This window comes from Chloracidobacterium thermophilum B (assembly GCF_000226295.1).
GTDB lineage: Bacteria > Acidobacteriota > Blastocatellia > Chloracidobacteriales > Chloracidobacteriaceae > Chloracidobacterium > Chloracidobacterium thermophilum.
The window spans coordinates 472,009-496,717 of sequence record NC_016024.1; the positions used below are offsets into that span (position 1 = coordinate 472,009).

Here is a 24,709-nt window from a genome sequence, read left to right on the forward strand (position 1 = left end):
CACAGGGCCTAGCCAAAGAGCCGGGGCACGATGTCGCCGGCCCGGCCGCGCAGCGAGAGCGTCATGTGGGGCGTCAGGTCGGTGCTCTCCGGGTTGACCTCGATGACGGCCGCGCCGGCATCGCGCGCGGCAAAGGGAATGAGTGCCGCCGGATAAACCACGCCGGACGTGCCGATGACGAGGCAGACATCACACCGGGAAGCTGCAATTTCAGCTTCCTCAAACGCGCCGGCCGGAAGCATCTCACCAAAGAGAACAACGTCGGGGCGCAGCGGCTCGTCGTGGTCGCCACGGGGCGGCAGCGTCGGCAGCGGCGTTTCGGGCAGCGGATAGCGTTTGCCCGTACGCAACCCGCGTCCCCGCCAGATGTTGCCGTGCAGCTCGATGATGCGTTGGCTGCCGGCCTTCTGATGCAGGCCGTCCACGTTTTGCGTGACCACCAGAAAATCCTCAAACCGCGTTTCCGCCTGGGCAACGGCGATGTGCGCGGGGTTGGGAACGACGGTTTTGAGCAGCGTCCGCCGGTAGTCAAACCACTCCCAGGCCGTGGTGAGGTCCTGTTCGAGCAGTCCGATGGAAGACGCAACGGCGGCCGGCATCCCCTTCCAGGTCGCATCTTTGCCACGAAAGGTCGGCACGCCGGATTCGGCCGAAATGCCGGCTCCCGTGAACACTACAACGCGCCTGGCGGCGGCAAGGTACTGACGGGCTTGCTGGAGCTGGTCGTCGGTCATACGGGCAAGTGGTTGGTTAGAGGGTTTCGGCCGAAGTGGGCGTCGGAACGGAAGCCGTCCTGCGGCGGAAAAGGCTGGCCAGTTTCCCGGCCGGCCCCTGCCCGGCGTAGATGGTGGCCAGGATGAGCAGCGTCCATTGCGAGTAGTTATAGACGAGAAAAATGAGCAGTCCCAGGGAAAGCAGTACGATCTGCGGATGCCGGGCGTATGGCCCCAGGTCCTTGAAGCTGTTGAACCGCAACGTGCTGACCATAAGCAGCGCCAGCGTAATCGCCAGCACGAACAGCCCCAGGGCCCATTCCGTCGGGGTGATGAGGAATTCCTGCCCGAAGAGGCGGTAGTAGGTTTCCTGATACACAACCGGCAGCGGCGTGAAGTGCACAATGGCGGCGAGCAGCCCAGCCGCCGCCGGGGTGGGAAGACCGACAAAGAAGCGTTTGGCGGTTTTGGGGTCGCCGGGGATGGGTTTGGTCGCTTGGACGTTGAAGCGCGCCAGACGCAGCGCACAGCAGATGAGGTGAATAAAGGCCGCCCCCCACGCCAGCTTCTGAAACGCCGGAATGCCGGAAAAGCCCCAGGTGTAGAGCAGAACCGCCGGAGCAATACCAAAACTGAGCACGTCGGCCAGGCTGTCGAGCTGGACGCCAAACTCACTCGTGGCATGCATCAGGCGCGCAATGCGTCCGTCGAGAAAGTCGCACAGCACCGACCAGCCAATGCACAGCGCCGCAATGTCGAAGTGCCGCGTGGCCATTTCCGGGTCGTTGAGCGCCACGTACTTGTAGCCCTTCAGGCTTTCGACCACGGCATAAAAGCCCATGTAGATGTTGATGCAGGTGATGAAGCTCGGCAGGACATACACGCCTTTGCGCAGGCGGCGGCGGGTGAGACGATGTTTGGCTTCAGCTTCACGGTTCATGGCGACAAGGCGTTGGCGCCGGCAAAGGCGTTGGCGCCGGCAAAGGCGTTGGCGCTAGTCCAGTGGGCGAATCCGTCCGATGATGGTGGTGCCGCCCTTGACCCGCTGCCCCTGGCGCACCTGGAGTTCAACTTCGGCCGGGACGATGAGATCAGTCCGTGAACTGAACTTGATGAGACCAATCCGCTCGCCACAGGCAACCTGATCGCCGACGCCTTTCCACAAAACGCACCGGCGGGCAATGAGTCCAGCGATTTGTTTGAGGGTGACGGTGATGTGCGTTCCTTCCAGCACGACGATGAACTGCTCGTTGATGAGTGCCGCATCTTCCCGCAGGGCGCTTTTGAACTGTCCGGGCCGGTGCAGGACATCCCGGATGATGCCGGCGATGGGCGCCCGGTTGATGTGCACGTCCAGCGGCGACAGGAAGATGCTTACCAACCACGGTGAAGCCGGGTCGCCGGGCGTCACCGGAGCCAGGCGGGTGATGCGCCCGTCGGCCGGCGAGACGACAATATCGCTGCCGGGCGGAATCTGGCGCTCCGGGTCACGAAAAAAGTAGGCCACGAAGGCGGCCACAAGGCCAACCACGGCTACGAGTCCCCACGCCGGAGGCCACCAGAGCGCCGCCGGGGCAAGCAGCGCCGCGGCCAGACCGCACCAGAGCAGGTAGGGATAGGCTTCCTTGGCCATTGCTCAACGTTCGTTGCGGGTGGCGCGGGAAGTCGTGGCTTTGGCCGGCTCGACCTTCACGTTGTAGAACGCCTGGAGGCCGGGATAACTGGCACTGGCCCCAAGCTGTTCTTCGATCCGCAGCAGACGGTTGTACTTCGCCAGGCGGTCGCTCCGGCTGGCCGAGCCGGTTTTGATCTGTCCTGTGTTGAGCGCCACGGCGAGGTCGGCAATGAAGGCGTCTTCGGTTTCTCCCGACCGGTGCGAAATGATGGCCGTGTAGCCATGGTTTCGCGCCAGTTCGACGGTATCCATGGTTTCGGTCAGCGTGCCAATCTGGTTGACCTTGATGAGAATCGAGTTGCCAACGTGCTGCTCAATGCCTTTGCGCAGATACGTCACGTTCGTCACGAAAAGGTCATCACCTACCAGTTGTACCCGGTCGCCCAGGGCTTTCGTCAGCAACGCCCAGCCGGTCCAGTCGTTTTCGGCCAGTCCGTCTTCGATGGAGATAATGGGATATTTTCGTACCCAGTCAGCCCAGTATTCCACCATGGCTTCGGGGGTGTGCTTGGACTTGTCGGATTTTTTGAAGATGTAGTGGCCGCCCTCGAAAAATTCGCTGGCCGCGGGGTCAAGCGCCACGGCCACCTGTACGCCGGGTTTGTAGCCGGCCTGGGTGATGGCTTCGAGCACGAGTTCAATGGCTTCCTCGTTGGAACGGAGGTTGGGCGCAAAGCCACCTTCGTCGCCGACGGCGGTGTTGTAGTTGCGTTTGCGGAGCACGCCCTTGAGGGTGTGGAAAATCTCGGCGCCCCAGCGGAGGGCTTCGGCGAAGGTTGCCGCGCCGCAGGGGGCAATCATGAACTCCTGGAAGTCCACGTTGTTGTCGGCATGCGCGCCGCCGTTGAGGATGTTCATCAGCGGGACGGGGAGCGTCCGGGCGTGGGTGCCGCCAAGGTAGCGGTACAGTGGCAATCCGACGGCCTGGGCAGCAGCGCGGGCCGTGGCCAGCGACACAGCCAGCATGGCATTGGCGCCGAGCTTGCGTTTGTTGGGGGTGCCGTCGAGCGCGAGCAGGTCCCGGTCAAGTCCCTGCTGGTCGAGGGGGTCGCGGCCCACGAGGCGTTTGGCAATCGTGGTATTGACGTTGGTCACGGCCTTTTGAACGCCCTTGCCGAGGTAGCGGCGCTTATCGCCGTCGCGGAGTTCAAGGGCTTCGTTCTCGCCGGTTGAAGCCCCGGAGGGAACGGCGGCCGTTCCCACGAGTCCGTTGGAAAGCACGACATCGGCTTCGACGGTCGGATTGCCGCGTGAGTCAAGGATTTCGCGGGCGTGGATGCGTTCGATGGTGAGTCCCATGGGGGTGATGCCTCGTCAGTGCAAGGGAATGCGGAACGTCGTCGCTTGAAAAAGGCGTAAAAATGAAGCCAGGCTTTCGAGTTTCCCCGCACACTCCGCAAACTCACTACCGTTGCTGTATCTCTACCCTGGCGGGGTTCGTGAGCCCTTGGACGCGCGGGACCCGAAAGCCTGATATGCGCCTGCCGTGTGACAAGCCTAACGACTATAGGCCGCAAAAGCCGGGGTGTCAATTCACCGGCCGGGAAACAGGAAATGGCACGCGCGTCTGGAGTGGGCGTTATTGACGGGCAGGGTTCTGGTCATTTGACTCAAGCAGGGCTTTCCAAGCAGCCGGTTTGAGTTACAATGCCCGGCTTATGCTCATGCTCTGATTCCGTCGGCTCTATTGCTCAATCCGCATGCGTTTTTTGTTCTGTCTCATTGCATTTGTGTGTTTTTCTCTGCTGCCTGTCTCCGTGGATGCCCAGTGCAACATGCGCGTGATGGAGACGCGCGAACTCGTCCTGAGCGCCGATCTCATTGCGCGGGTGCGGGTGCGCTCCACCAAAAACATTCGCAATCCGATGTATGGACAGTTGGCGACGCTTGAAATCGTCGAGGTCATTTATGGCGATCCGCGCCGTCAGGAAGTGCGGGTATGGGCGATGAGCACCACCTACTGCGCCCGCGATGTGTATGCGCCCCAGCAGGAAATGCTGGTCTTTCTGGCCCGTGATCAAACCCTGTTTCATACGGTCAACTGGCAGTATGGGCAGTTTCTGATAAACGGGGATACAGTCGAGAACTGGCGCGGACGCTCCGGTGAGGTAGCGGACGGGGGGGCAGCGACCGTGGCAACCGGGGCATCCGAGGCACGGCGAGGGGAGGTCCCGCGTGGGCAGCCGCGGCCCTTTGCGGAAGTCAAACAGGAAATTCTGACCCTGCTGGAGGAAGCCCGGCAGAACGGCAAGGCCCGCCGCCCGTAAGGAGTCCGGGATCACGCTTGGGAGGGCGGGCGTCCCGCCCGCATCTTTGTTTTTTGGCGAGCAATTTGGGGATGCCAATGGGTGGGGTTCCCATCGAACAGAGGATTTTGCCCGTCCGCATCCCCAGTGGATGAAATTTGTCTGTCGCGTAGCGACAGTTGAGCTTAGCCGTGGGTTTCAACCCACGGATCGCAGGCATCCCCATATTCCCCGTCGCGTAGCGACGGTTGAATTTCATTCCCAACAACGCAGGCATCCCACCCATTTTTTTGGAGGCAATCCAGGGATGCCCGTGGGTTGAACCCGCCCGCGTCCAACCGTCGCTGACGCAACGGGGGACGGTGGGGGATGCCGCGATCCCGTGGGTTGAAACCCACGGCTAAAATCAGGCGTCGCTGACGCGACGGACCTGGGAGCGCGGGCGTCCTGCCCGCACCTTTGTTTTGGCAGGATGACCGTGGATTGAACCCAGCGTGGGTTGAAATCCACGCCTAAATTCTGCCGTCGCTGACGCGACGGGAACGATGGGACCGGCTGTGATCCGTGGGTTGAAACCCACGGCTAAAATCAACTGTCGCTACGCGACAGACAAACTTTCATCTACTGGGGATACGGACGGGCAAAATCCCCTGTTCGATGGGAACCCCAACCCACTGGCATCCCCCAATTGCTCGCCAAAAGCAAACGTGCGGGCAGGACGCCCGCGCTCCCAGCCCCGTCGCGTCAGCGACGCCTGATTTTAGCCGTGGGTTTCAATCCACGGGTCACAGGCGTCCCACACCCCCCGTCGCGTGGCGACGGTTGAATTCAGCAGGAGTTCAACCCACGGGCATCCGCCAAGTGCCCGCCAAAACAAAGTGCGGGCAGGACGCCCGCGCTCCCAGGTCCGTCGCGTCAGCGACGCCTGATTTTAGCCGTGGGTTTCAACCCACGGGATCGCGGCATCCCCCACCGCCCCCCGTCGCGCCAGCGACGGTTGAATTCAGCAGGAGTTCAACCCACGGGCATCCGCCAAGTGCCCGCCAAAACAAAGTGCGGGCAGGACGCCCGCGCTCCCAGGTCCGTCGCGTCAGCGACGCCTGATTTTAGCCGTGGGTTTCAACCCACGGGATCGCGGCATCCCCCACCGCCCCCCGTCGCGCCAGCGACGGTTGAATTCAGCAGGAGTTCAACCCACGGGCATCCGCCAAGTGCCCGCCAAAACAAAGTGCGGGCAGGACGCCCGCGCTCCCAGCCCCGTCGCGTCAGCGACGCCTGATTTTAGCCGTGGGTTTCAACCCACGGGTCACAGGCGTCCCACACCCCCCGTCGCGTGGCGACGGTTGAATGTCACCCCAACAACACAGGTGACCCGCCTGCACATTTTGGCTTGTTGTACGACGCACAGGCGAAACATGCCCAGGCCGAACCGAAAGCATGCGGGCGGGACGCCCGCGCTCCCAGGCTTTCAGGTTTTCCCGTTGATCCGGGCGTACAGCCGCTTGGCGTGGTTGCGCGCAATGAGCGACAACCGCAGGTCATTGGCCAGACTCGCCAGCAGGTCAGCCAGGGCTGCCGGCTCGGCGATGCGCCTGGCATTGAGGTCGGCTTCCAGGTCACGCAGCAGTTTGGGCATGTCAAGCGGTTGATAGCGCCGTGCCACTTCAATCTGACTGACCCGCTGGTGCTGCGTGACGATTCCCCGAAAGAACTGCCCCAACTCAAGCAAAGCCGGATGAGGCGTGTAGGTAAAAGCCACCGTAACCGGTTGGCCGTTGACCACCAGCGACAGCTTGCTCAACCCCAGGTTGGAATGTTTTTCCGAAGGCGGAGCGGACGGCAGGGACGCCACCTGTTCCGCCAGCCGTCGAAGACGCGCCAGCGATTCAGGGCGCAGCGTCACCGGAGCGCGGGTCGGCGCCGGTATGTCCTTTTCGACATATTCGAGCGTGCCGCGTCCCTCCGCATCGAGAACGATGACAATCCGCGTCACAAGGAAGTTGGGCTGCTCAAACTCATAGCGGTAGGTTTCGCCCTGTGCCCCTGCGGCGGGCAGATACCACCCAAGTGCCCACCCCAGCAGCAGCCCAACCGACAGCGCCAGATTAAGTGCCAACCTGAGCCAACGTCGTCCCGGGTTCACAGCTTGCCTTCGGCGTACATCTGACGGAGTACCTTCTTGTCAAACTTACCCACCGACGTTTTGGGGATGCTCTCCACAAAGCGAAACTCATCGGGAACCCAGAACTTGGCACAGTGCGCCAACACCAGTTCGTGGAGTTCCTCCGGTGTTGGACGGTCATCAGGGTTGCGCGGGACGACCAATGCCAGCGGCCGTTCGCTCCACTTTTCATTCGGGATGGCAATGACCGCTGCTTCCAGTACCTTCGGATGCGACATGATGACGTTTTCCAGCGCCACGCTCGAAATCCATTCGCCGCCGCTTTTGATGAGGTCCTTCGTCCGGTCGGTGATGGTCAGCAGCCCTTTGGGATCAATGGTGGCCACGTCGCCGGTACGAAACCAGCCGTCGGGTGTGAACTGCGCCGCGGCCGAGTCGTCGTTGTAGTACGCACCCACGACCCAGGGGCCGCGCACCTGGATTTCGCCCACCGACTTGCCATCCCAAGGCATTTCACGGCCATCATCGCCCACGATACGCATTTCGACGCCGGGCGGGGCGTAGCCCTGGTGGGTTTTGATGGCGATTTTCTCGTCAATGGAAAGGTCTGTGCGATGACTGAGCGTGCCGGTGGAGGTGCCCATCGGCGACATCTCGGTCATACCCCAGGCGTGAACGACCGGTATGCCCAGTTCTTTCTCGTAGGCTTCGATCCAAGTCTTGGGAAACGCCGCGCCGCCCACGATGAGCGCCCGCAGACTGGAAACATCGAAGCCATGCGCCTTGATAGCCTGATACATCCCAATCCAGAGCGTCGGGACGCCGGCTGCCACGGTGACTTTTTCATCCTGGATGAGTTGCGCCAGGGTTTCCGGCTTGAGGTGCGGGCCCGGCAACACGAACTTGAAGCCAAGCGAAGCACTCAGATAAGGCAGCGCCCAGGCGTTGGCGTGAAACATCGGGACAACCGCAATGACGGTGTCCGTCCCTCTGAGTGAGAGGGCGTCTCCGCCCCCAGCCGCAATCGTGTGGATGAACTGCGACCGGTGGCTGTAGAGAACGCCCTTTGGTTTCCCTGTCGTGCCGCTGGTGTAGCACAGCCCGGCCGCCGCCCGTTCGTCCAGCCGGGGAAAGTCGAATGTGTCCGGCTCGCCCTCAAGCAGCTCTTCGTAGTGCCGGACGTTGGGCAGCTTGGTCGTAAAGTCCGGCGGGGCATTGATGATGACAAAGTGCTGGACGCTCGTCAGGTGCGGTTGAATGGCTTCCAGCAGCGGGACGAGGCTGGCATCCACGAAAATGATGCGGTCGGCCGCGTGATTGATGACGTAGGTCAGTTGGTCGGGTGCCAGGCGCAGGTTGAGCGTGTGCATCACCGCCCCGTAGCAGGGAACGGCAAAGTACAGCTCAAGGTGCTGGTAGTGATTCCAGGCCAGGGAGCCAATCCGGTCGCCCTGTTCGACGCCCAGCCTGGCCAGCGCATGCGCCAGACGGCAAACCCGCCGGTAGGCTTCGCCGTACGTGTAGCGGTGCAGTGAGCCGTCGGGACGTTTGGTGACAATTTCAACATCGTGGTGATACCGCCGGGCACGTTCGAGAAAATGTGTCATGGTCAGGGGATAGTCCATCATCAAACCCTGTAACATAGGCAACCTTGCGCTCCTTGCGTGGAATGATTCGTTTTGTACAATCTTTGCCGCCGAAACCCTTCTGCACGAAGCCACGGTGGGATGAAATGCAGCGCCCTCCGTTTGTCATTCATCGAAAGGCTGGTCTGGCAACCTACAGCCGTCTTGTTAGTGATTCATGTATGTGGTGGTGTCTGGATGCTTGATGCCGCAGACCATCGGAAAGGGATGATACTCATGTCAAGCCGGGATTTGAAGTCACAGCCGGAAGGTGTGGCCGCCGTGGGACAGCGCAGGAAACAGCCTCGACGCAGCCGGATGACGCGCAGCATGGCCATGCTCATGGTCGGTCTGGTGCTGATGAGCGCCTTGGGCGTGCCGGTCTGGGCCGACAACCGCAACCGTTCTGCCGGACCCAACCCGTACGACAAGTTCCGGCGGCTCGACGACCGGGCGCGCGCCCGTGGGGCCATGTCTCTCCGGGATGAGTTGGCGTTTGCGGAAATGGCCCATCAGGAAATCTCGAAACAGTACCGTTTTGTGACTGACCCGGTTATCGTCAACTATGTCAACCAGGTCGGACGACGGGTGGCCGAGGTTTCCGGGCGACCAGACCTGCCCTACCAGTTCTATGTCGTGGAAAACGACCAGATTAACGCTTTCACACCCGGCGGCGGGCGCATTTACATCCACACAGGACTCATCAAACAGGCGACGACCGAAGGGCAACTGGCCGCCGTTCTGGCCCACGAAGTCGGCCACAACGTTGGCTATCACCTGAGCGCCACACTCCGCCGGACACAAACAACAGGTCTCATCATCGGCATTGCCGGAGTCCTGTTGGGCAACGGCGCGATCGGTCAGCTTGGGCAGTTGGCTGTGACCCTCATCGCTGGCGGCAAGCTGTTTCAGCGGTCACGCGATCAGGAGCGGGAAGCCGATTTTCTTGGGCTGTATGACATGTACCACGCCGGCTACAACACCGAAGAAATGAACAACATGTTCCGCCTGCTCGGTTCGCTGATGCAGCGTAGTCCCGGCCTGTTCGACAAAATCTTTGCTTCCCACCCGCCTCCGGCAGAGCGTCTCCAGAATACCCAGCGTGAAATCGCACAGTATCTGGCAGGATCAGATCGGCGCGGGGTACGGACAACCCGGGCTTTCATTGATGTCCAGCGCCGCCTGGGAGTGACAGGGCGGGCAGTACCGCCAACGCCGGAGGACGAGATGTGGCCGGCGTCACGGGACACGGGGGCAGACACGACAGCATCTGAGCCACTGCCACCCCGCAGCCGGGAAGTCACCTACGAAGACGCGGAAGAAATTTTCCACCGCGCCGATCTTCAGGGTGCCCATCCGCTGCGCGCCGTACGTGGAGACATGCTCGGCAGCGATGCCATCGGCAACGATACCGTGATTGCTTACGAGCAGGATGGGCGCGTCGGCGCGCTGGTGGACGTGAGCGGACGGGTCTATCCACTGTTCATCGAAGACCGTGGGCAACGGACCAACGTACTGCCGCTTGCGCCAAGAGAGGTCGCGGCCGTCGGCATCATCCCGGTCAGCAGCCGGCAGCGGGCGCAGGTTGTCATCGTCAGCCAGCGGGGACTTCGCTATGTTTGGGAGTGGACCGGCCGTGGCTTCCGCTACCTTGGCAGTCAGTGAGTCCAGGTGGCTGTACCGTCAGCCCGGCGGTCAGGGTGAATTGTGTCAGAGGAAACGTAAGCCATGCCGCAACATCTTGAGCAGCCGGAGAAAACACCATCGCCCCAGAGCCAGCCGGCCGACGATGCTTTTCACGAGGAGTTTGAGCTGTTTCACCGCCACCTGGTCAAGCATCGGCTCAAGCGGACGGCCCAGCGGGACCTCATCCTGCGGACGTTTCTGGAAACCGAGGCGCACCTGAGCGTCGAGGAACTCTACGACCTCGTCAAACAGCGCGACAAAACCGTTGGCTTCACGACGGTCTATCGAACCCTGCGCCTGCTTGTCGAAGCCAAACTGGCCCGTGAAGTCAACTTCAACGATGGGCGCGCACGCTACGAACACGAATACAAGCACGATCACCACGACCATCTGATCTGTACGGAGTGTGACGCGCTCATCGAGTTTTTCAGCCCGGAGATTGAACGCCTGCAAGAGGAAATCGCCAAGCAGTACGGCTTTGTCATTGCCGACCACAGTCATCGGGTGTTTGGGATGTGTGAGGCGTACTACAGCAACCGCGACGACTACCCCCCCTATTGCCGCAAGCGTCCGGGTGCAGTTCAGGAAGGGAAGATGCGTTAGGCCGGAGCTACCACACCGCCTGACCACAGCCGACACCGCATGTTTGTCTCTTATGCGCCGGGTTACTTTGTGGACATCGGTGATGCCCACGTGTTTCCGATGGTCAAGTTTCCGCGTGTCCATGCCCAACTGATTGAAGAGGGCACGCTGTCGCCGGAAGATGTCGTTGCCCCGGCCCCCGCCCGCGAGGAAGACATTCTGCTGGCCCATACCCGTGATTACTGGACGCGCCTGGCGGCCGGGCAGTTGACACCACGCGAACTGCGCCGTCTGGGGCTTCCCTGGTCGGAAGGACTGGTGATGCGCGCGCGGCTGGCGGCCCAGGGAACCCTCAATGCCGCCCGCCACGCCCTGGCAGAGGGCGTCGCCGGCAACCTTGCCGGGGGCACGCACCATGCCTTTCCCGATCATGGCGAGGGCTTCTGTGTCCTCAACGACATTGCGATTGCTGTCCGGGTGCTCCAGCGCGAGGGTGATGTCGGCCGGGTGGCGCTCATTGACTGCGATGTTCACCAGGGAAATGCCAACGCCGTTATTTTTGCCGGCGAGTCGGATGTCTTCACCTTTTCGATGCACGGCCGGAACAACTATCCGCTGCGGAAACCGCCGGGTTCGCTTGACCTGGAGCTGCCGGATGGCATGACGGATGCGGCCTATCTGGAGATTCTGCGCGAGTATGTGCCGCGCATTCTGGCGGCGTTTCGCCCTGACCTGGTGTTTTACCTGGCCGGGGTGGACCCCTATGTCCACGACCGTTTCGGTCGGCTGGCGCTGACACTGGAGGGTCTCAGGCGCCGGGACGAGTTTGTACTGCGCACCTGCCGGCAGGCCGGCATTCCAGTCACCATCACGCTTTCAGGCGGCTATGCCCGTGACCGCCAGGATACGGTCGAAGCCCACTGCAACACCTACCGCGCAGCCCGCGAGGTCTTCGGGTGAAGAAAACTGTTCAGTGAAGCCGGGCTTCAATCGGCGCGTAGGGCCTGAATGGGATCGAGCCGGGCCGCCTTGCTGGCTGGATAAATCCCAAAAAACAGTCCGACACTCCCCGACACAACCAGCGCCAGCGCCACGGCCCAAAGCGGTAGCGCGACCGGCAACCCGGAGAAGTGCGACACGATCAGCATCACCAGGTAGGCCAGCACCAGCCCGATGATGCCGCCAATCAGCGACAGCAGGGCCGATTCCGCCAGAAACTGGCGCAGGATGTCGCGCCGGCGCGCCCCCAGGCTTTTGCGGATGCCGATTTCACGGGTTCGCTCGGTGACGGAAACCAGCATGATGTTCATGATGACGATGCCGCCGACGACAAGGGAAATACCCGTGATGGGCAGCACCACGGCGCTGACCGTGGCAAGCAGGGTCGTGAAGATGCCCTGCGTGGCCGGATCGCTTGTGATGCTGAAGTCGTCTTCTTCACGGGGTGAAAGATGGTGTCGCGTCCGCAGAATGGCGCGAATTTCATCTTCGACGAGTTCCGTCGGCACCCCCCGGCGCGGACGGACGTACAGGGTCAGCGAGCGCCGTTCACCATAGACTTTGTGAAACGTGGTGAGGGGAATCTGCACGTAGTTGTCCTGCGACTGACCAAGAAACGTGCCGAGCGGCTTGGCAACGCCGATGACCTCATAGGGATCACGCCCCAGCTTGACGGTCTTGCCAATGGCGTCGCCCCGGGGAAAAAGCTCTTTGGCCACGTCGGCGCCAAGCACGCACACAGCGCGGCGGTTTTCTTCATCGAAAGGACTGATGACGCGCCCCTGGGCAAGTTCAACGGTGGACAGGTCATTGAAGTTGGCCGTGACACCCTGGATGCCCACCAGTGTAACCACCGTGTTGCCATAGCGGACATCCGCTGCCGAGCCGTCCTGCGCCGCGACTTCATCGGCCAGGGTCAGTCGCTCGCGCAGCGCCCGCAGGTCTTCCGTCGTCAGATCAGGATTGCGCTGAAGGGCGCGCAGGAATTTCTCGAAGTCTGCAAAGCCCTGAAAGGCAGCCTTTTCGACGGTGAGCGCCCCGGTGCCATAGACGGCCACTTTTTCGTTGACGTACTCGCTGAAGCCCTCGATGACGGTTGCCACGGCCGTGACGCTGGCCACCCCGATGATGATGCCCAGCAGGGTGAGAAAGGAACGCAGCTTGTGCGCCCAGATGGCATCCAGGGCCAGACGAAAGACCTCATACCAGCTCATAGTCCACCGACTCTAACAGAGCCGGGCCGCTGTCCGGTAGGGAAACAGCCCCACGACAGCCATCTCGCGCCGGGCGGGACGGCTGTCATGGGGCTGACCCGGAAAACGGCGGTGACCGCCGACAGTCACTGCACGAAGGCCGGCGCCCGCAGCGACGGCTTGAGGTTGCACACGATGCCTTTGGGCCTGGTTGAAGCGCCGGTGTCCGACGGACGCGGCCGCCGGGGCGGCGGGTTCGTCGCCCGGGCTTTCCGGGGTTGCCCGTTTGGGGGGACAATCTCCACTTCGAGCGTGTTTTCGCCGTAGCTGACGACGGGTGCCTTGAATTTCATCCCCCCGGCTTCAAAGGTCTGGTTGTTGAAGAAGTTGTAGAGATCGAGCAGCTCCAGCGTCGTTTCAACCGTCATGCGGTCGCCCACGCCGCCGACGCCGAGTGTCACGTAGGCATTCTGCGCCTGCAGGGCCTTGATGATGGCCTGCGTCTGCTGGGGCGAGGTTTTGCCATAGACGGTCAGGGCGATGTTGTTCCTGAGCTGCTTCTGATCGTAGATGACATCGCTATCTGCGAAAATGGACTGGTACAGTTGCCCGACAGCGCGCGTCATCAGGATGGGGGCTGCTTCGTCCAGGGCTTTGCCGAAGGCCACCATCGCGGAATTGGCGCTGCCACGGCTCGTAATCACGCCTTCGCCCAGAATGCGGTTGTCGTTGGGGCGCATGACCGTGTAGATGAAGTTTGCGTCGCAGATATAACCGCCGATGCTGGCCGGGCGGTTGTCGGTTTCCGGGTCCACATAGATGAGGTAGTCCGCCCCATACTGAAGTGCCTGCTTGGCGAGCACCCGCAGCCCGTTGGGCGATTGCTTGATTTGCACCGAGGTAATCTCTGTCACCCCCTCGAACGCCACCGATTGCAGCCCCGCCTGGCGCATCTGCTCATAGACGAGGGCGCGCAGCGTCTTGGCCGCTTTCGGGTCATCAAAGCGGCTGGAGGGCAGGAACATCACGCGCGGCGGGCGCTCGCCAAAGCTGAGCACCTTGTTTTGAACCAGAGCCGACACCATGGCCGGCAGGTTGACATCACCTTCAACGGTCAGAATGATCTTGGTCTCATCGTCGTTGAAGCGCGTGTTGGTAATTTTGAAATCGGTCAGGAACGCATCCGGTGGATCGAGGGCAATGTCAATTTCCTCGGCCAGGCTTTCGATAATGGCGCGGGAGAACTTGGCTTCAAGGAAGTCCGCCAGGAATTGTTTCCGGGCTTTTGACTTGGCGCGCGCTTCCGAAGCCGCACGAGTGGCCGGGTTGTAGTCAAAAGTGTAACGTTTTTTGAGCGTTTCGGCCTGAGCCGGGAGCGTTGCGGCAAGCAGCGCCACGCAGGCAGCCGTGAAGAGATGCAAACCGAATCGTCGTATGGGTTTCACTGGGACCTCCTTGAAGCCCGATATGTCCAGCACAACATCCCCGGTGGGTAGTCCCGGGCCGGGGGGATGACCAGACTATTGACTACGGCTTGTTGCGGCGGGGTGGCGGGGCTGTCACCCGTGCGACCTGCCGTACGGTCATGTCGGTTTGGATGCGTCCGAGGTTGGGTGTCGGATCGGCCACCTTTGAATTCGGATCGAAGGTCTGAACCACATCGCAGTAGGTGACTTTCTCACTGACCTTCGCGGCGCGCAGCGTGGCCACGCGGTTCGTGATGCGTTCCAGAATGGTTCCGTCCGCGTCCCGGATGGGTTCCCCTTCGAGGATGACATCAAACTGAATCCCTTCCTGAACGCCATCGGCTGCTCCACTGCGGATGATGACCTGCCCATCCCGCACCATGGCCACTGTGGTTTCAAACGGCACTTCCAGGCTGACGACTTCGGCGAAGCGCTGCGCAAAGGTCTTCATCATCTTGGTGAAGGATTCCTGTCCGGGTGCATCGGCCGTATTGCCGCCAAAACTGCCCACCCGCGTCGAGGTGGTGGCATCGCTGGCGTCGTAGTTTTCTGACTTGATGACCGAGCCGGTCTCGGCATTGATAAGCTGTATGTTGACCTTGGTGGTCATCTTCTTTTCGCGGCGTCCAAAACCGCCGATACTGACGCCACCTTCCTTCACATCAATCGAAACGCACTTGGCGACGATGATGTACTGCGCCGAGCCAAGTCGCCCAACTTTGATGGCGTTGTTGGGATCGGCCAGATCGGAGTTGGCGAGCTTTTGTTCTGCAATGATGGAGTTGAGGGAGTCGCGGGACAGGATGTCGAACCGGCCGCCAGCGAGCGCCGTCTCCAGTTCGGCCACCATGATGTCCTTGGTCCAGCCGCGCTGGTTGTCCTGCGGAATAATGGCCACCCTGATTTTGCCTTTCTTCGGCTGGTTGCTCCGCATGTCACTTGCCGGGGAGTCGCTGGTCTGGCGTTGCGCAAAGACCTGCGTCCCCCCAACGACGGCGAGCAGGCAGCCGCCGACGACGAATGCCAGGAAAAACTTGTGATACTTCATAGTGGGTCGTGTCATCTCCAGTAAAAATGGCTGTGGCGTGTGTCTTCCAGATGAAGCTGGAAAGTAGCACAAAGCGTTGTGTAATGTGAGAAAACCTACATCCGATGTTCTGGTTGCCAGGCGGGGGCTGCGCTGGCGGGTTCGGTCCTGTTTGGTTGGGTGCTTTCATGACGTTGCATGAGTACCGGCGGTTGATTGATGAAACCGATGCCCAGTTGCTGGCATTGCTGAATCGGCGCGCCGAACTGGTCATTGCCATTGCGCACCTCAAACACGCGCAGGGGCTGCCGGTACACATCCCGGCGCGCGAAATGGAAGTGTTGACGCAGGTCATCGCCAGCAATACCGGGCCGCTTGATGACCAGGCGGTACGGCGGCTTTTTGAGTCCATCATTGCCGAGTCACGCCGGCTTGAACATCGGGTTCTGGGAACACCGGAAGACACGCCGGCGGCTTCTCACGAGGGCCGGTAGGCTTGAAAGCCAGCAGGCTGAAAGCCAGCAGGCTGAAAGCCAGCAGGCTGCCTGCGTCACCGCGTTGCGTACGCTCGGCAAGATGTCAGCCACTTTTCAGTCGTTGCCCGGCCGGTGCTGTGCTAAAAAGGAATGCTGCCTGCCGGTCAGCCGAAACAATGACCTGCCAACCGCACGGCAGCCTGGAAAGGCATGCGGGAAATGGCTGACAATGGCGCGGAACCCTAGTTGAGAGTGGACAACCTCGATGACCGAAACCCCTCGGCGGTTGGCCAAACCTCCAAAGGCCTATCGCAATCACGAATTTCTCGAAAGCCGCGCGGCGCGCATCATTCGTATCCAGAGTGAATACCTCGAACCGGCCGTCCGGTTGCAGCAGCACCAGGTACGCGACACCATCGTGTTTTTCGGCTCGGCCCGCATTCACCCCCATCCTGAAGGCAAGTACCCACCGGAGTACGAACCGGAGGAAACCAACGGAGAGCACGCGGACCCGGCGCTGTCCCATTTCTATGATGACGCGGTGGACCTGTCCCGGATGCCCACGACTTGGGCCATGAGTCTGCCAACGACGCAGCGCCGGTTTCTGGTCTGCTCCGGCGGCGGTCCGGGGATTATGGAAGCCGCCAATCGTGGCGCTGCCATTGCCGGCGGCAAGTCGGTCGGGTTCAACATCAGCCTTCCCTTCGAGCAGTATCCGAATCCCTACATTTCGCCTGAACTGTGCTTTGAGTTTCACTACTTCTTCATGAGGAAGTTCTGGCTGGTCTATCCGGCCAAGGCGCTGGTCATCTTTCCGGGTGGGTTCGGAACGCTCGATGAGTTGCTCGAAGTCCTGACGCTCCTTCAGACGCGCAAGCTCAACCGCCGGATGCCGATTGTCATTTATGGCGAAGCTTACTGGCGTGAGGTGCTCAACTTTGAAGCGTTGGTCAGATGGGGCATGATTTCGTCTGCCGACCTGAATTTCTTTCGCTACGCCAACAGCCCGGAAGAGGCTTTTGTCTATCTACGGGACTGTCTGCTGGAGATTTACGGCCAGCCGGAAGACGGGCCGGCTTTCAGTGACTGAACTTCTGGGGATAAGCGAGGCAGAAACAGGCTTCCATGTCGTCTGCGCCAGCACTTTTGGCCACCAAGTCCACGACCGTCCGTTTTGGTGGACTGGTTGCTGTCAAAAACCTTGACCTGACGGTTGCACCCGGCCAGGTCTTTGGCCTCATCGGCCCGAACGGGGCCGGTAAAACGACGATTTTCAACGTCCTGACCGGCGTCTATCGGCCGACTTCAGGCGATGTACAGTTTGAAGGCCAGAGCATCGTCGGGTTGCCGCCCCACGCCATTGCGCGGCGCGGGCTGGCCCGGACGTTTCAGAACATCCGCCTTTTTGGTGAACTGTCGGTTCTGGAAAACGTCATGACCGCCTGCCACAACCAGAGTCGGTCGGGTGTGCTGGCCACCATCCTGCGTACGCGCCGCCAGCAGGCCGAAGAACGCGAACAACGCGAGTTCGCTCTGGAGCTTCTGGAGCGTTTTGGGCTGGCCGCCCAGCAGCATGCCCCGGCGAAAAGTCTTTCCTATGGCAACCAGCGGCGGCTCGAAATTGCCCGCGCCCTGGCCACCCGCCCCAAGGCCCTGCTGCTGGATGAGCCGGCAGCCGGTATGAACCCCCAGGAATCCCTCGCCCTGATGCGTCAGATTCGTCAACTCCGCGAGGATTTCAAGCTGACGGTCGTTCTGGTTGAGCACAACATGCGGGTGGTGATGGGGGCTTGTGAGCGGATTCACGTCGTCGAGCAGGGGCAGACCATTGCGGTGGGCACGCCGGATGAGATCAAACAGGACGCCCGGGTGATTGCTGCTTACCTTGGCCGGGCCTGAGGCAATGATGTTTGTTACAGGTGATACCTACGGGCAGGAGCCGGGCGGGCAGGAGCTGGGAGCATCCGTTGGGGAACAAGGAGGGGCTGAAGCTTTACAACTGCCACGGAACCAGATTCTGTGTGGGGACAGTCTGGTTTTGCTGTCATCGCTGCCGTCCGGCACAGTGGATTTGGTGTTGACCTCGCCGCCTTACTTTCGCCAGCGGGATTACGGCGGCGGCATTGGCAACGAAACCAGCCTGAAGGACTATCTGGAAGTCCTGCTGAACATTTTTGGGCACTGTGTGCGTCTGCTCAAGCCAACAGGCAGCCTTGTCATCAACATCGGTGACAAGTACGCCCACCGTGGGCTGATGCTGATTCCATATCGCTTTGCCGTGGCTGCGATGGAGCGTTTTCCGGTACGCCTCGTGAATGCCATCACCTGGGTCAAGCGTAATCCCACACCACGTCATTTTCGGCGGCGGCTTGTCTCCAGCACCGAACCGTTTTTTCACTTTGTCATTTCGGATGACTACCAGTATTTCCCGGAGAGTTTTCTGTGCCAGACAAAGCCACCCGACGCCACCCGCCGGGGAAAGCGGATCGGACAGCGGTATTTTCGCCTCATCGAGGCCTCGACGCTGACTCCTGACCAGAAAGCACAGGCGTGCCTGGCGCTGGAAAATGCGATTGCCGAGGTGCAGCGCGGCGAGATTCAGGACTTCCGCATGAAAATCCGTGGCATCCATTCCGTGCCTTTTGGGGGGCGGGAAGGGGGGCGAAACATTCATCTGGAACGCGATGGCTTCACCGTCATTCGCATGCATGGTGCGCGACTCAAACGCGATGTCATTGAAACGCCGGTCGAATCGCTCAAGGGTTGTCCCCACCGGGCTGTCTTTCCAGAGGCGGTCGTAACGGAGTTCATCCGGCTGTTGACGCGCCCCGGGGATGTCGTCCTCGATCCCTTCCTTGGTTCGGGAACGACAGCGGTTGCCGCCAAGAAGCTGAGCCGCCACTACCTGGGAGTGGACATCAATCCTGACTACTGTGAGTATGCACTTCGGCGGGTAGCCGGCGTGGCCCTGCAGACCCCGCTGCTCGATGTGACCTTGCCGTAGCGCCCATCAAAGCGCCCCACAGAAGCCCTGTTTTGGAAAGAGGCAACGATGTCGGTTGCGCCCAATCACCACCCGCCGGCTGATGGAACGTCGCTGCTGACCGTGGAAAACCTCGGTGTGGCTTATGGGTCCATCGAGGCGCTGCACGATGTGTCGCTGACGGTCGGCAGGGGGGAAATCGTGACCCTCATCGGCGCCAACGGGGCCGGCAAAACGACGACGCTGAAAACCATCGTCGGACTGCTCAAGCCGAAGCGGGGCCGGGTTGTGTTCAATGGCGAAAGCATCACGGCACGTCCCACGCACGAGATTGTTGCACGCGGCATTGCCCTCGCCCCCGAAGGGCGGGGCATTTTCCCCGACCTGACGGTGCTCGAAAATCTCGAACTCGGCGCTTACCGCCAGCCGGACCGGAAGCAGTTTCGCCGCGACCTCGACCACGTGTGTACGCTGTTTCCGCGCGTCAGAGAGCGGCTCCGGCAGCGGGCCGGAACGCTTTCCGGGGGCGAGCAGCAGATGGTGGCCATTGGAAGGGCGCTGATGAGCCGTCCGACGCTGCTGCTTCTGGATGAGCCGTCGCTGGGGCTGGCGCCACTCGTCACACAGGCGATTTTTGACGCGCTTGGGGAACTCAACCGCGAGGGGTTGACGATTCTGCTCGTCGAACAGAACGCACACCTGGCGCTGAGCTGTTCCAGTCGCGGGTATGTGCTGGAAACCGGGCGTGTCCTGCTGACCGGCAGCGCCGCCGAACTTCTGCAGGACGCCCGTGTACGGGAGGCCTATTTGGGGCAATGAAAAAGTTCATCCGACAGCTTATCGAGAAGGCCGGATACACGGTTTTCAAGACCGCTTATGCGCCCAAGCAAATGGATGTCATCCTCGACATCCGGCGGCTTGTCCCGCTGTCATCGGTACAGGTCATTTTTGATGTCGGGGCCAATGTCGGCGAAACCGTTTGCTGGCTTCGGGGGGCGTTTCCACACGCTCACATCGTGGCCTTTGAGCCGGTCAAGGCTACCTTCAATGAGCTTGAGCGTCGGGTTGGCCACCTTCCGAACGTGACACTTTTGAATGTTGCTTTGGGGGAGCAGCCCAAAGTTGAAGTCATGCACCTGCAAAGGTATTCAGGGCATAACTCACTCAATCCAGCACTCAACCAGCCTTCACCAACTGGTCAATCTGAGGAAGTTCAGGTTGAGACAGCACAAAACATCGCCAAGAAGCTAGCTCTTCCGCGAATTGATTTCTTCAAGATTGATACCCAAAACTATGAGATTCCGGTTCTGGCCGGAGCGGTGGATTATCTGCCGACGACGACGTTTATTTATGCTGAAATGGGCTTTGAGAAAGCTGGAGAAGCTACTAACTTTTTTGCCTTGCATGAGTTTCTAAGCCGTCATGGTTTCGCCTTCTTTGGCCTTTACGAACTGTCTCATCATGAAGATGGACGGCTGTATTATGCCAACGCCCTGTTCATCAACCCTGCCCGACTTCGCGCGCCGGTGCGTGGTGCGGCGACGGCCTGAGTCCGATGTTTGTCGCTTGCGGGGGGGGGCACGTATGGCATCCTCTGCAACAGTCCATTTGCGTCAACTGATGTGGTGCATTCTGTTTCCGTGCACGCTTGCGTGCATCCTGAACCCTGGAGGTAACGATGCGAAACAACGTCCGACTGGCGTCCGTTTGGGGGCTGGCGCTGCTTGCCAGTCTGATCCTCTGGCTTCCATCCACCGGTTTGGCGCAGGCAGGTACGCCAAATGAGCCGACACTGGTGGTCTATGGTGGTCTCAACCCACCAGCGCATATTGCGCAAATCACCTACACCCATCCGCAAACCAAAGTTTCCAGCACATTCGACATCCCGCTGCTGACGACACGTGAGCACCACCGCCACGAGATCAGGCTTTCAGCCGACAGGGATTGGCTGCGTCACCTCACCGTGCACCTTCAATGGATTGAAGGCCCCCAGATGGTCGAGCGTCTGGATGTGGCGTTGCTGCTGGACATACAGGGCCGGCAGGTCAAGATTCCGCTCAAGTCTGACGATGGATTTCAGACGTTCCATGTGGATGAGCGGCATTACAATGGTATGAGCAGCCCCGGACTGATGGGCGGCCGCCTGTCTTCGCCGGCAACGGCCCGGGTCGCCATTATGTCCGTCGCTTTCCAGGATGGACGGCAATGGGCGCCTACGTTGGGCTACTACCAAGTGCGGCAACAGCCGGATGGCAAATGCGCCATCGAGGTTGATGATAAACAAGGGGGGGCAGAATCCCCTGAGCGATGAATTTTGCGGCTGTGCCAGGCTGTTGGAAAGCTGGCGTGAGGGCTGTCTGGGCGTAAACGACTGAACTGGAACCGGGCGGTGGCTCAACCGCCCGGCTTGTTTTCTGGCTGGTTTTGGAGCAGGCGTCGCAGCCGCTCAATCTCGGCAGCCAGAGCTGCTGCCTGTGCTTCGGCCGCTTCAGCACGTTTTCGTTCAGATTCCGCCTGAGCCTGAGCAGCTTCAGCACGGGTTCTTGCAGTCTCAGCTTCCGCCTGGGCGGCTTCAGCGCGTTTTCGTTCGGCTTCGGCCTCAGCTTGGGCGGCTTCAGCACGTTTTCGTTCGGCCTCCGCTTCTGCTTGGGCACGTTCCGCCTCAGCTTGAGCGCGTTCGGCTTCCGCTTGAGCGCGTTCGGCTTCCGCCTGGGCGCGTTCGGCTTCCGCCTGGGCGCGTTCGGCTTCCGCCTGGGCGCGTGCCGCTTCCGCCTGCGCCGCTTCCGCTGCCGTCGGAATCAACCGTCCCTCGGCATCGTACAGCCGCAACCACCGACTCCGCGCCCCGTGATACTCGCCTTCCCACTCCCCCACCCACGCCCCAAACACCCGACTCCACAACCACCCACGCTCATCCGCCACCAGCGCCTCGTACCCATCACGCCCCAGCACCCACCCCAGCAACTCCGGCTCTCCACCCTGCGTCGGGTCCGGCCCGTAACAAAAATACTCCCGCGTCCGAAACACCCGCTCGTACAACGCCTTCTTCGCCCCCAAGTCCACACTCCGCGTCGAGGGCGACAGCAACTCCACAATCACGTCCGGCAACCGCCCGCCCTCCCGCCACGCCACCCAGCACGGTCGCACGTACGACCCGTCCACGTCCTTCACCACGAAAAAGTCCGGCCCCTTGTAGTCCTGCCGCTGTACCTGCTGAAGGCTGTAATAGACAAACATATTGCCACCAGCATAAAAGTCCGTCCGCCCACGCCAAAGCTGGTGAACACAGTCGTCAAGCAGGTTGATTTGCAGCCGATGCCAGAGATTCTCCAAGGGTATTCCGTCCTCACAGGGCAACTCCTGCGTGAAGTCTTCCGTGAAGTCCAACGCCTGCCCCACGGCTTCCACAGGTCCAGCTTCCACAGGTGATGTCATAACCTACCCTCCGCCACGGCAACCCGGTCCGGCCGGGCAGAACCAAGTTGCCATGTGATCCGTCAGAAACCGCCGGTGGCTGTGAGTGCGCGGCTGCGGCAATTACAAGCGGGGCTTACAATCGTCCCTGAGCTGCGGCAATAAACGTCTGGGCGTTTTCCACCGGCGTTGGCGGCAGGATACCATGCCCCAGGTTCATGATATGACCCGGCGCATCCTTGGCTTTGGCACGGATGTCTTCGACGCCACGCAGGATACCCTCGCGCGGCCCAAGCAGGCGGCAGGGATCGAGATTCCCCTGCAGCGCGACCCGTCCCTGAGTACGCCGTACCGCCTCGGCCAGGTCAGTTCGCCAGTCAATGCTGAGCACCTCGGCGCCTGAAGCGGCCATGCCTTCGAGCAGGTGGGCGCTGCCGTTGACATAGAGGATGCGCGGCACAGCCGACCCAACCTGCTCAAAGACCCGCCGAATGTAGGGCAGGGCAAAGGTGGCAAAATCTTCCGGTGACAGTTCGCCCGCCCACGAGTCAAAGAGTTGCAGGGCGTCAATTCCAGCTTCAATCTGGGCTTTCAGATAGAGTGCCTGCGTGTCGGCCAGCTTTTCCATAAGCCGGTGAAAGACCGCCGGCTCGCTGTACATCAGGCTCTTGATAATGTGGTAGTTCTTCGAGCTGCCCCCCTCGATCATGTAGGCCGCCAGCGTCCAGGGCGCGCCAGCAAACCCAAGCAGCGGAACGGCATCGGCAATCTCGCGCTTGAGCGTCCGAATGATGTCATAGACAAACGGCATTGTTTCGACCGGGTCAGGGACGCGCAGGGCTTCCACGTCAGCGGCCGAGCGCACCGGGTGCGGCATTTTGGGCCCAGTTTTTTCCGTCAAATGCACTTCCAGCCCCATTGCCTCAACCGGAATGAGGATGTCGGAAAACATGATGACGGCATCCACTCCCAGAATGCGGAGCGGTTGCAGGGAAACTTCGACGGCCAGATCAACGGTCTTGCACAGGGTCAGAAACGGCAGGTCCTTGCGTACGGCGCGGTACTCCGGCAGGTAGCGTCCGGCCTGGCGCATCATCCAGACAGGCGTACGTTCAACGGGCTGGCAGCGCGCAGCGCGAACCAACAGGTCATTTTTGAGAGGCATGGGCGTGAGACTCGCAGGTGGCAAAAGAGTTGTCGCCGCGCAGGGACGACCTTGAAGGCAATCTACATTGCCCGTCCGATGAAAGTCATTGTCGAATTGGCCTGCCCAGGCATGCTACGAATGGCTCACTGCGCCCGAAACCGGCCGTGCTGCCGACGGAAGCCACCCCAAAGGATACCCAACACCATGCCTGCGGTTGACACCAACCACACCAAAACCATTGAGCTGGTCTATCAACTCCTGTGCGACGACGTGCGGCTCGAAGTCGGCAACAAACTGAGCTTCATGGGAGTGTTCCAGGAAATTCACGTGCCGGAAGTGCCCTTTGGTCTCCCACGCATGGCCGTCTGCAATCACTGGCGTGGCACCGGGGATTATCTGGCCGAAGTGCGCATCATCTATCCGGGACGCCGCCAGGCGCTGGCCGCTTCGACGCCCTCCCGGTTGTCTCTTCCGGTAACTGGTGGGTTCAACACCAACATCACCTTTTTCTTCAATCTGCACTTTACGCAACCCGGCGATTACATCGTGCAGACCCTGCTTGACTCCAACCTCTTCTGTGAAACCATCCTGCCGGTGAGTTGCGCGAAGTCGCCAGACGATGGTTACGCCAATCCACTGCTCAACTAAGCCACCCGCGCCTGTCTTTGACGCCACGCTCCGGCGCGAGGTCCGTGTCGCCAGCGTCCCGTTTGCACAGAGGAGTGGGCTGTGCTACAGACCGGGACGTACCTTGTAACGCCTTATTTGTCAGGGAACACCTGTGATCCGATCAGTCAGCGCCTACTTCCCGACACGCCCCCGGATTCGCAGTACAACCGTGCTGGCCGTCCGACGCGATGGAAAGGTCGTCATGGCGGCCGATGGGCAGGTGACCATGGGAGCCAACGTGGTCAAAGGCAACGCCCGCAAGATTCGTCGGCTGTACAATGACAAGATTCTGGCCGGATTTGCCGGTGCCACGGCCGATGCGTTTTCACTCTTTACGCGCTTCGAGGCCAAACTTGACCAGTACCACGGCCAGCTCCAGCGGGCGGCCGTCGAGCTGGCCAAGGACTGGCGCACCGACCGCATGCTGCGCCACCTGGAAGCCCTGCTCCTGGTGGCCGATGAGAAAGCCACCCTGCTGCTTTCCGGCACCGGCGACATCATCGAGCCGGATACCGACTGCATGGCCATTGGTTCGGGGGGGCCGTACGCGGAAGCGGCAGCGCGCGCCCTGCTGCAGCACACGGATTTTCCGGCCCGGCGGGTGGCTGAAGAAGCCATGCAGATTGCCGCCCGGATATGTATCTACACCAACGACACAATCGTGTATGAAGAACTGTAACCCGACG

The 24,709-nt window shown here is 60.9% G+C and carries 24 protein-coding genes and 1 other RNA gene; 13 read left to right on the forward strand and 12 right to left on the reverse strand.

What is annotated here, in order from left to right:
* Positions 1 to 8 precede the first annotated feature (8 nt).
* The 5 genes from CABTHER_RS01980 to ffs form a co-directional block, all read right to left on the reverse strand.
* Positions 9 to 734 (reverse strand): SIR2 family NAD-dependent protein deacylase, encoded by a 726-nt coding sequence (locus CABTHER_RS01980; protein WP_014098898.1) that lies wholly within the window; start codon positions 732 to 734, stop codon positions 9 to 11.
* Positions 735 to 750: 16 nt separating this feature from the next.
* A complete protein-coding gene (locus CABTHER_RS01985; RefSeq protein ID WP_014098899.1) occupies positions 751 to 1,653 on the reverse strand; it encodes a CDP-alcohol phosphatidyltransferase family protein in 903 nt (300 codons plus the stop codon).
* A gap of 54 nt (positions 1,654 to 1,707) precedes the next feature.
* Positions 1,708 to 2,346: a phosphatidylserine decarboxylase gene (locus CABTHER_RS01990; RefSeq protein WP_014098900.1), complete on the reverse strand. Its 639-nt coding sequence runs from the start codon at positions 2,344 to 2,346 to the stop codon at positions 1,708 to 1,710.
* 3 nt (positions 2,347 to 2,349) lie between these two features.
* On the reverse strand, positions 2,350 to 3,687 hold the full coding sequence (eno, locus tag CABTHER_RS01995; RefSeq protein ID WP_014098901.1) for a phosphopyruvate hydratase: 1,338 nt from the start codon (positions 3,685 to 3,687) through the stop codon (positions 2,350 to 2,352).
* A gap of 71 nt (positions 3,688 to 3,758) precedes the next feature.
* An RNA gene (gene ffs / locus CABTHER_RS16385) (signal recognition particle sRNA small type) lies at positions 3,759 to 3,856 on the reverse strand.
* 262 nt (positions 3,857 to 4,118) lie between these two features.
* Here ffs and CABTHER_RS02000 point away from each other — a divergent pair.
* A complete protein-coding gene (locus CABTHER_RS02000; protein ID WP_212770280.1) occupies positions 4,119 to 4,655 on the forward strand; it encodes a hypothetical protein in 537 nt (178 codons plus the stop codon).
* 1,447 nt (positions 4,656 to 6,102) lie between these two features.
* Here CABTHER_RS02000 and CABTHER_RS02005 read toward each other — a convergent pair.
* Together CABTHER_RS02005 and CABTHER_RS02010 are read right to left on the reverse strand one after the other, a co-directional pair.
* The gene (locus CABTHER_RS02005) at positions 6,103 to 6,750 is read right to left on the reverse strand and encodes a hypothetical protein (RefSeq protein ID WP_014098903.1); all 648 of its coding nucleotides are present in this window, start codon (positions 6,748 to 6,750) and stop codon (positions 6,103 to 6,105) included.
* 23 nt (positions 6,751 to 6,773) lie between these two features.
* Positions 6,774 to 8,399, reverse strand: a complete 1,626-nt coding sequence (locus CABTHER_RS02010) for a long-chain fatty acid--CoA ligase (RefSeq protein ID WP_041569038.1) — start codon at positions 8,397 to 8,399, stop codon at positions 6,774 to 6,776.
* Positions 8,400 to 8,699: 300 nt separating this feature from the next.
* On the opposite strand from CABTHER_RS02010, the gene CABTHER_RS15295 reads away from it, so the two are divergent.
* From CABTHER_RS15295 to CABTHER_RS02025, 3 genes are all read left to right on the forward strand, one after another.
* The gene (locus tag CABTHER_RS15295; protein WP_014098905.1) at positions 8,700 to 10,046 is read left to right on the forward strand and encodes a M48 family metallopeptidase; all 1,347 of its coding nucleotides are present in this window, start codon (positions 8,700 to 8,702) and stop codon (positions 10,044 to 10,046) included.
* 63 nt (positions 10,047 to 10,109) lie between these two features.
* On the forward strand, positions 10,110 to 10,670 hold the full coding sequence (locus tag CABTHER_RS02020) for a Fur family transcriptional regulator (RefSeq protein ID WP_014098906.1): 561 nt from the start codon (positions 10,110 to 10,112) through the stop codon (positions 10,668 to 10,670).
* A gap of 39 nt (positions 10,671 to 10,709) precedes the next feature.
* Positions 10,710 to 11,609: a histone deacetylase family protein gene (locus tag CABTHER_RS02025; RefSeq protein WP_014098907.1), complete on the forward strand. Its 900-nt coding sequence runs from the start codon at positions 10,710 to 10,712 to the stop codon at positions 11,607 to 11,609.
* Between the two features lie 26 nt (positions 11,610 to 11,635).
* Here the strand turns inward: CABTHER_RS02025 and CABTHER_RS02030 are convergent, their stop codons facing one another.
* The 3 genes from CABTHER_RS02030 to CABTHER_RS02040 all read right to left on the reverse strand — a co-directional run bounded on the left by CABTHER_RS02030 (position 11,636) and on the right by CABTHER_RS02040 (position 15,370).
* Positions 11,636 to 12,862, reverse strand: a complete 1,227-nt coding sequence (locus tag CABTHER_RS02030) for an ABC transporter permease (RefSeq protein ID WP_014098908.1) — start codon at positions 12,860 to 12,862, stop codon at positions 11,636 to 11,638.
* A 125-nt stretch (positions 12,863 to 12,987) separates the two neighbouring features.
* Complete coding sequence (locus CABTHER_RS02035; RefSeq protein ID WP_148263900.1) at positions 12,988 to 14,286, reverse strand: hypothetical protein; 1,299 nt, start codon at positions 14,284 to 14,286, stop codon at positions 12,988 to 12,990.
* An 82-nt stretch (positions 14,287 to 14,368) separates the two neighbouring features.
* Positions 14,369 to 15,370, reverse strand: a complete 1,002-nt coding sequence (locus CABTHER_RS02040; protein ID WP_081464641.1) for a CsgG/HfaB family protein — start codon at positions 15,368 to 15,370, stop codon at positions 14,369 to 14,371.
* A gap of 152 nt (positions 15,371 to 15,522) precedes the next feature.
* Here CABTHER_RS02040 and CABTHER_RS02045 point away from each other — a divergent pair, with 152 nt between their 5' ends.
* The 7 genes from CABTHER_RS02045 (at position 15,523) to CABTHER_RS02075 (ending at position 21,104) form a co-directional block, all read left to right on the forward strand.
* Entirely contained in the window at positions 15,523 to 15,828 is a 306-nt protein-coding gene (locus CABTHER_RS02045; protein WP_014098911.1) for a chorismate mutase, read from the forward strand.
* Between the two features lie 247 nt (positions 15,829 to 16,075).
* A complete protein-coding gene (locus CABTHER_RS02050) occupies positions 16,076 to 16,900 on the forward strand; it encodes an LOG family protein (protein ID WP_014098912.1) in 825 nt (274 codons plus the stop codon).
* A 35-nt stretch (positions 16,901 to 16,935) separates the two neighbouring features.
* The gene (locus tag CABTHER_RS02055) at positions 16,936 to 17,709 is read left to right on the forward strand and encodes an ABC transporter ATP-binding protein (RefSeq protein ID WP_014098913.1); all 774 of its coding nucleotides are present in this window, start codon (positions 16,936 to 16,938) and stop codon (positions 17,707 to 17,709) included.
* A 7-nt stretch (positions 17,710 to 17,716) separates the two neighbouring features.
* On the forward strand, positions 17,717 to 18,814 hold the full coding sequence (locus CABTHER_RS02060; RefSeq protein WP_148264052.1) for a DNA-methyltransferase: 1,098 nt from the start codon (positions 17,717 to 17,719) through the stop codon (positions 18,812 to 18,814).
* 48 nt (positions 18,815 to 18,862) lie between these two features.
* Positions 18,863 to 19,612 carry an ABC transporter ATP-binding protein gene (locus tag CABTHER_RS02065; protein WP_014098915.1) on the forward strand — a complete coding sequence of 250 codons (750 nt, stop codon included), beginning with the start codon at positions 18,863 to 18,865 and terminating at the stop codon, positions 19,610 to 19,612.
* On the forward strand, positions 19,609 to 20,343 hold the full coding sequence (locus CABTHER_RS02070) for an FkbM family methyltransferase (RefSeq protein WP_014098916.1): 735 nt from the start codon (positions 19,609 to 19,611) through the stop codon (positions 20,341 to 20,343). Before CABTHER_RS02065 ends, CABTHER_RS02070 begins: the two co-directional genes overlap by 4 nt.
* Positions 20,344 to 20,471: 128 nt before the next feature.
* The gene (locus CABTHER_RS02075; RefSeq protein ID WP_014098917.1) at positions 20,472 to 21,104 is read left to right on the forward strand and encodes a hypothetical protein; all 633 of its coding nucleotides are present in this window, start codon (positions 20,472 to 20,474) and stop codon (positions 21,102 to 21,104) included.
* An 83-nt stretch (positions 21,105 to 21,187) separates the two neighbouring features.
* On the opposite strand, the gene CABTHER_RS02080 is transcribed toward CABTHER_RS02075, so the two are convergent.
* The gene (locus CABTHER_RS02080; protein ID WP_014098918.1) at positions 21,188 to 22,228 is read right to left on the reverse strand and encodes a Uma2 family endonuclease; all 1,041 of its coding nucleotides are present in this window, start codon (positions 22,226 to 22,228) and stop codon (positions 21,188 to 21,190) included.
* Positions 22,229 to 22,343: 115 nt separating this feature from the next.
* Positions 22,344 to 23,372 carry a uroporphyrinogen decarboxylase gene (gene hemE, locus CABTHER_RS02085; RefSeq protein ID WP_014098919.1) on the reverse strand — a complete coding sequence of 343 codons (1,029 nt, stop codon included), beginning with the start codon at positions 23,370 to 23,372 and terminating at the stop codon, positions 22,344 to 22,346.
* A 186-nt stretch (positions 23,373 to 23,558) separates the two neighbouring features.
* Between hemE and CABTHER_RS02090 the strand changes: the two genes are divergently transcribed.
* Entirely contained in the window at positions 23,559 to 24,002 is a 444-nt protein-coding gene (locus CABTHER_RS02090; protein ID WP_014098920.1) for a DUF6941 family protein, read from the forward strand.
* Positions 24,003 to 24,135: 133 nt separating this feature from the next.
* A complete protein-coding gene (gene hslV / locus CABTHER_RS02095; RefSeq protein WP_228374062.1) occupies positions 24,136 to 24,702 on the forward strand; it encodes an ATP-dependent protease subunit HslV in 567 nt (188 codons plus the stop codon).
* The last annotated feature ends 7 nt before the right edge of the window (positions 24,703 to 24,709 follow it).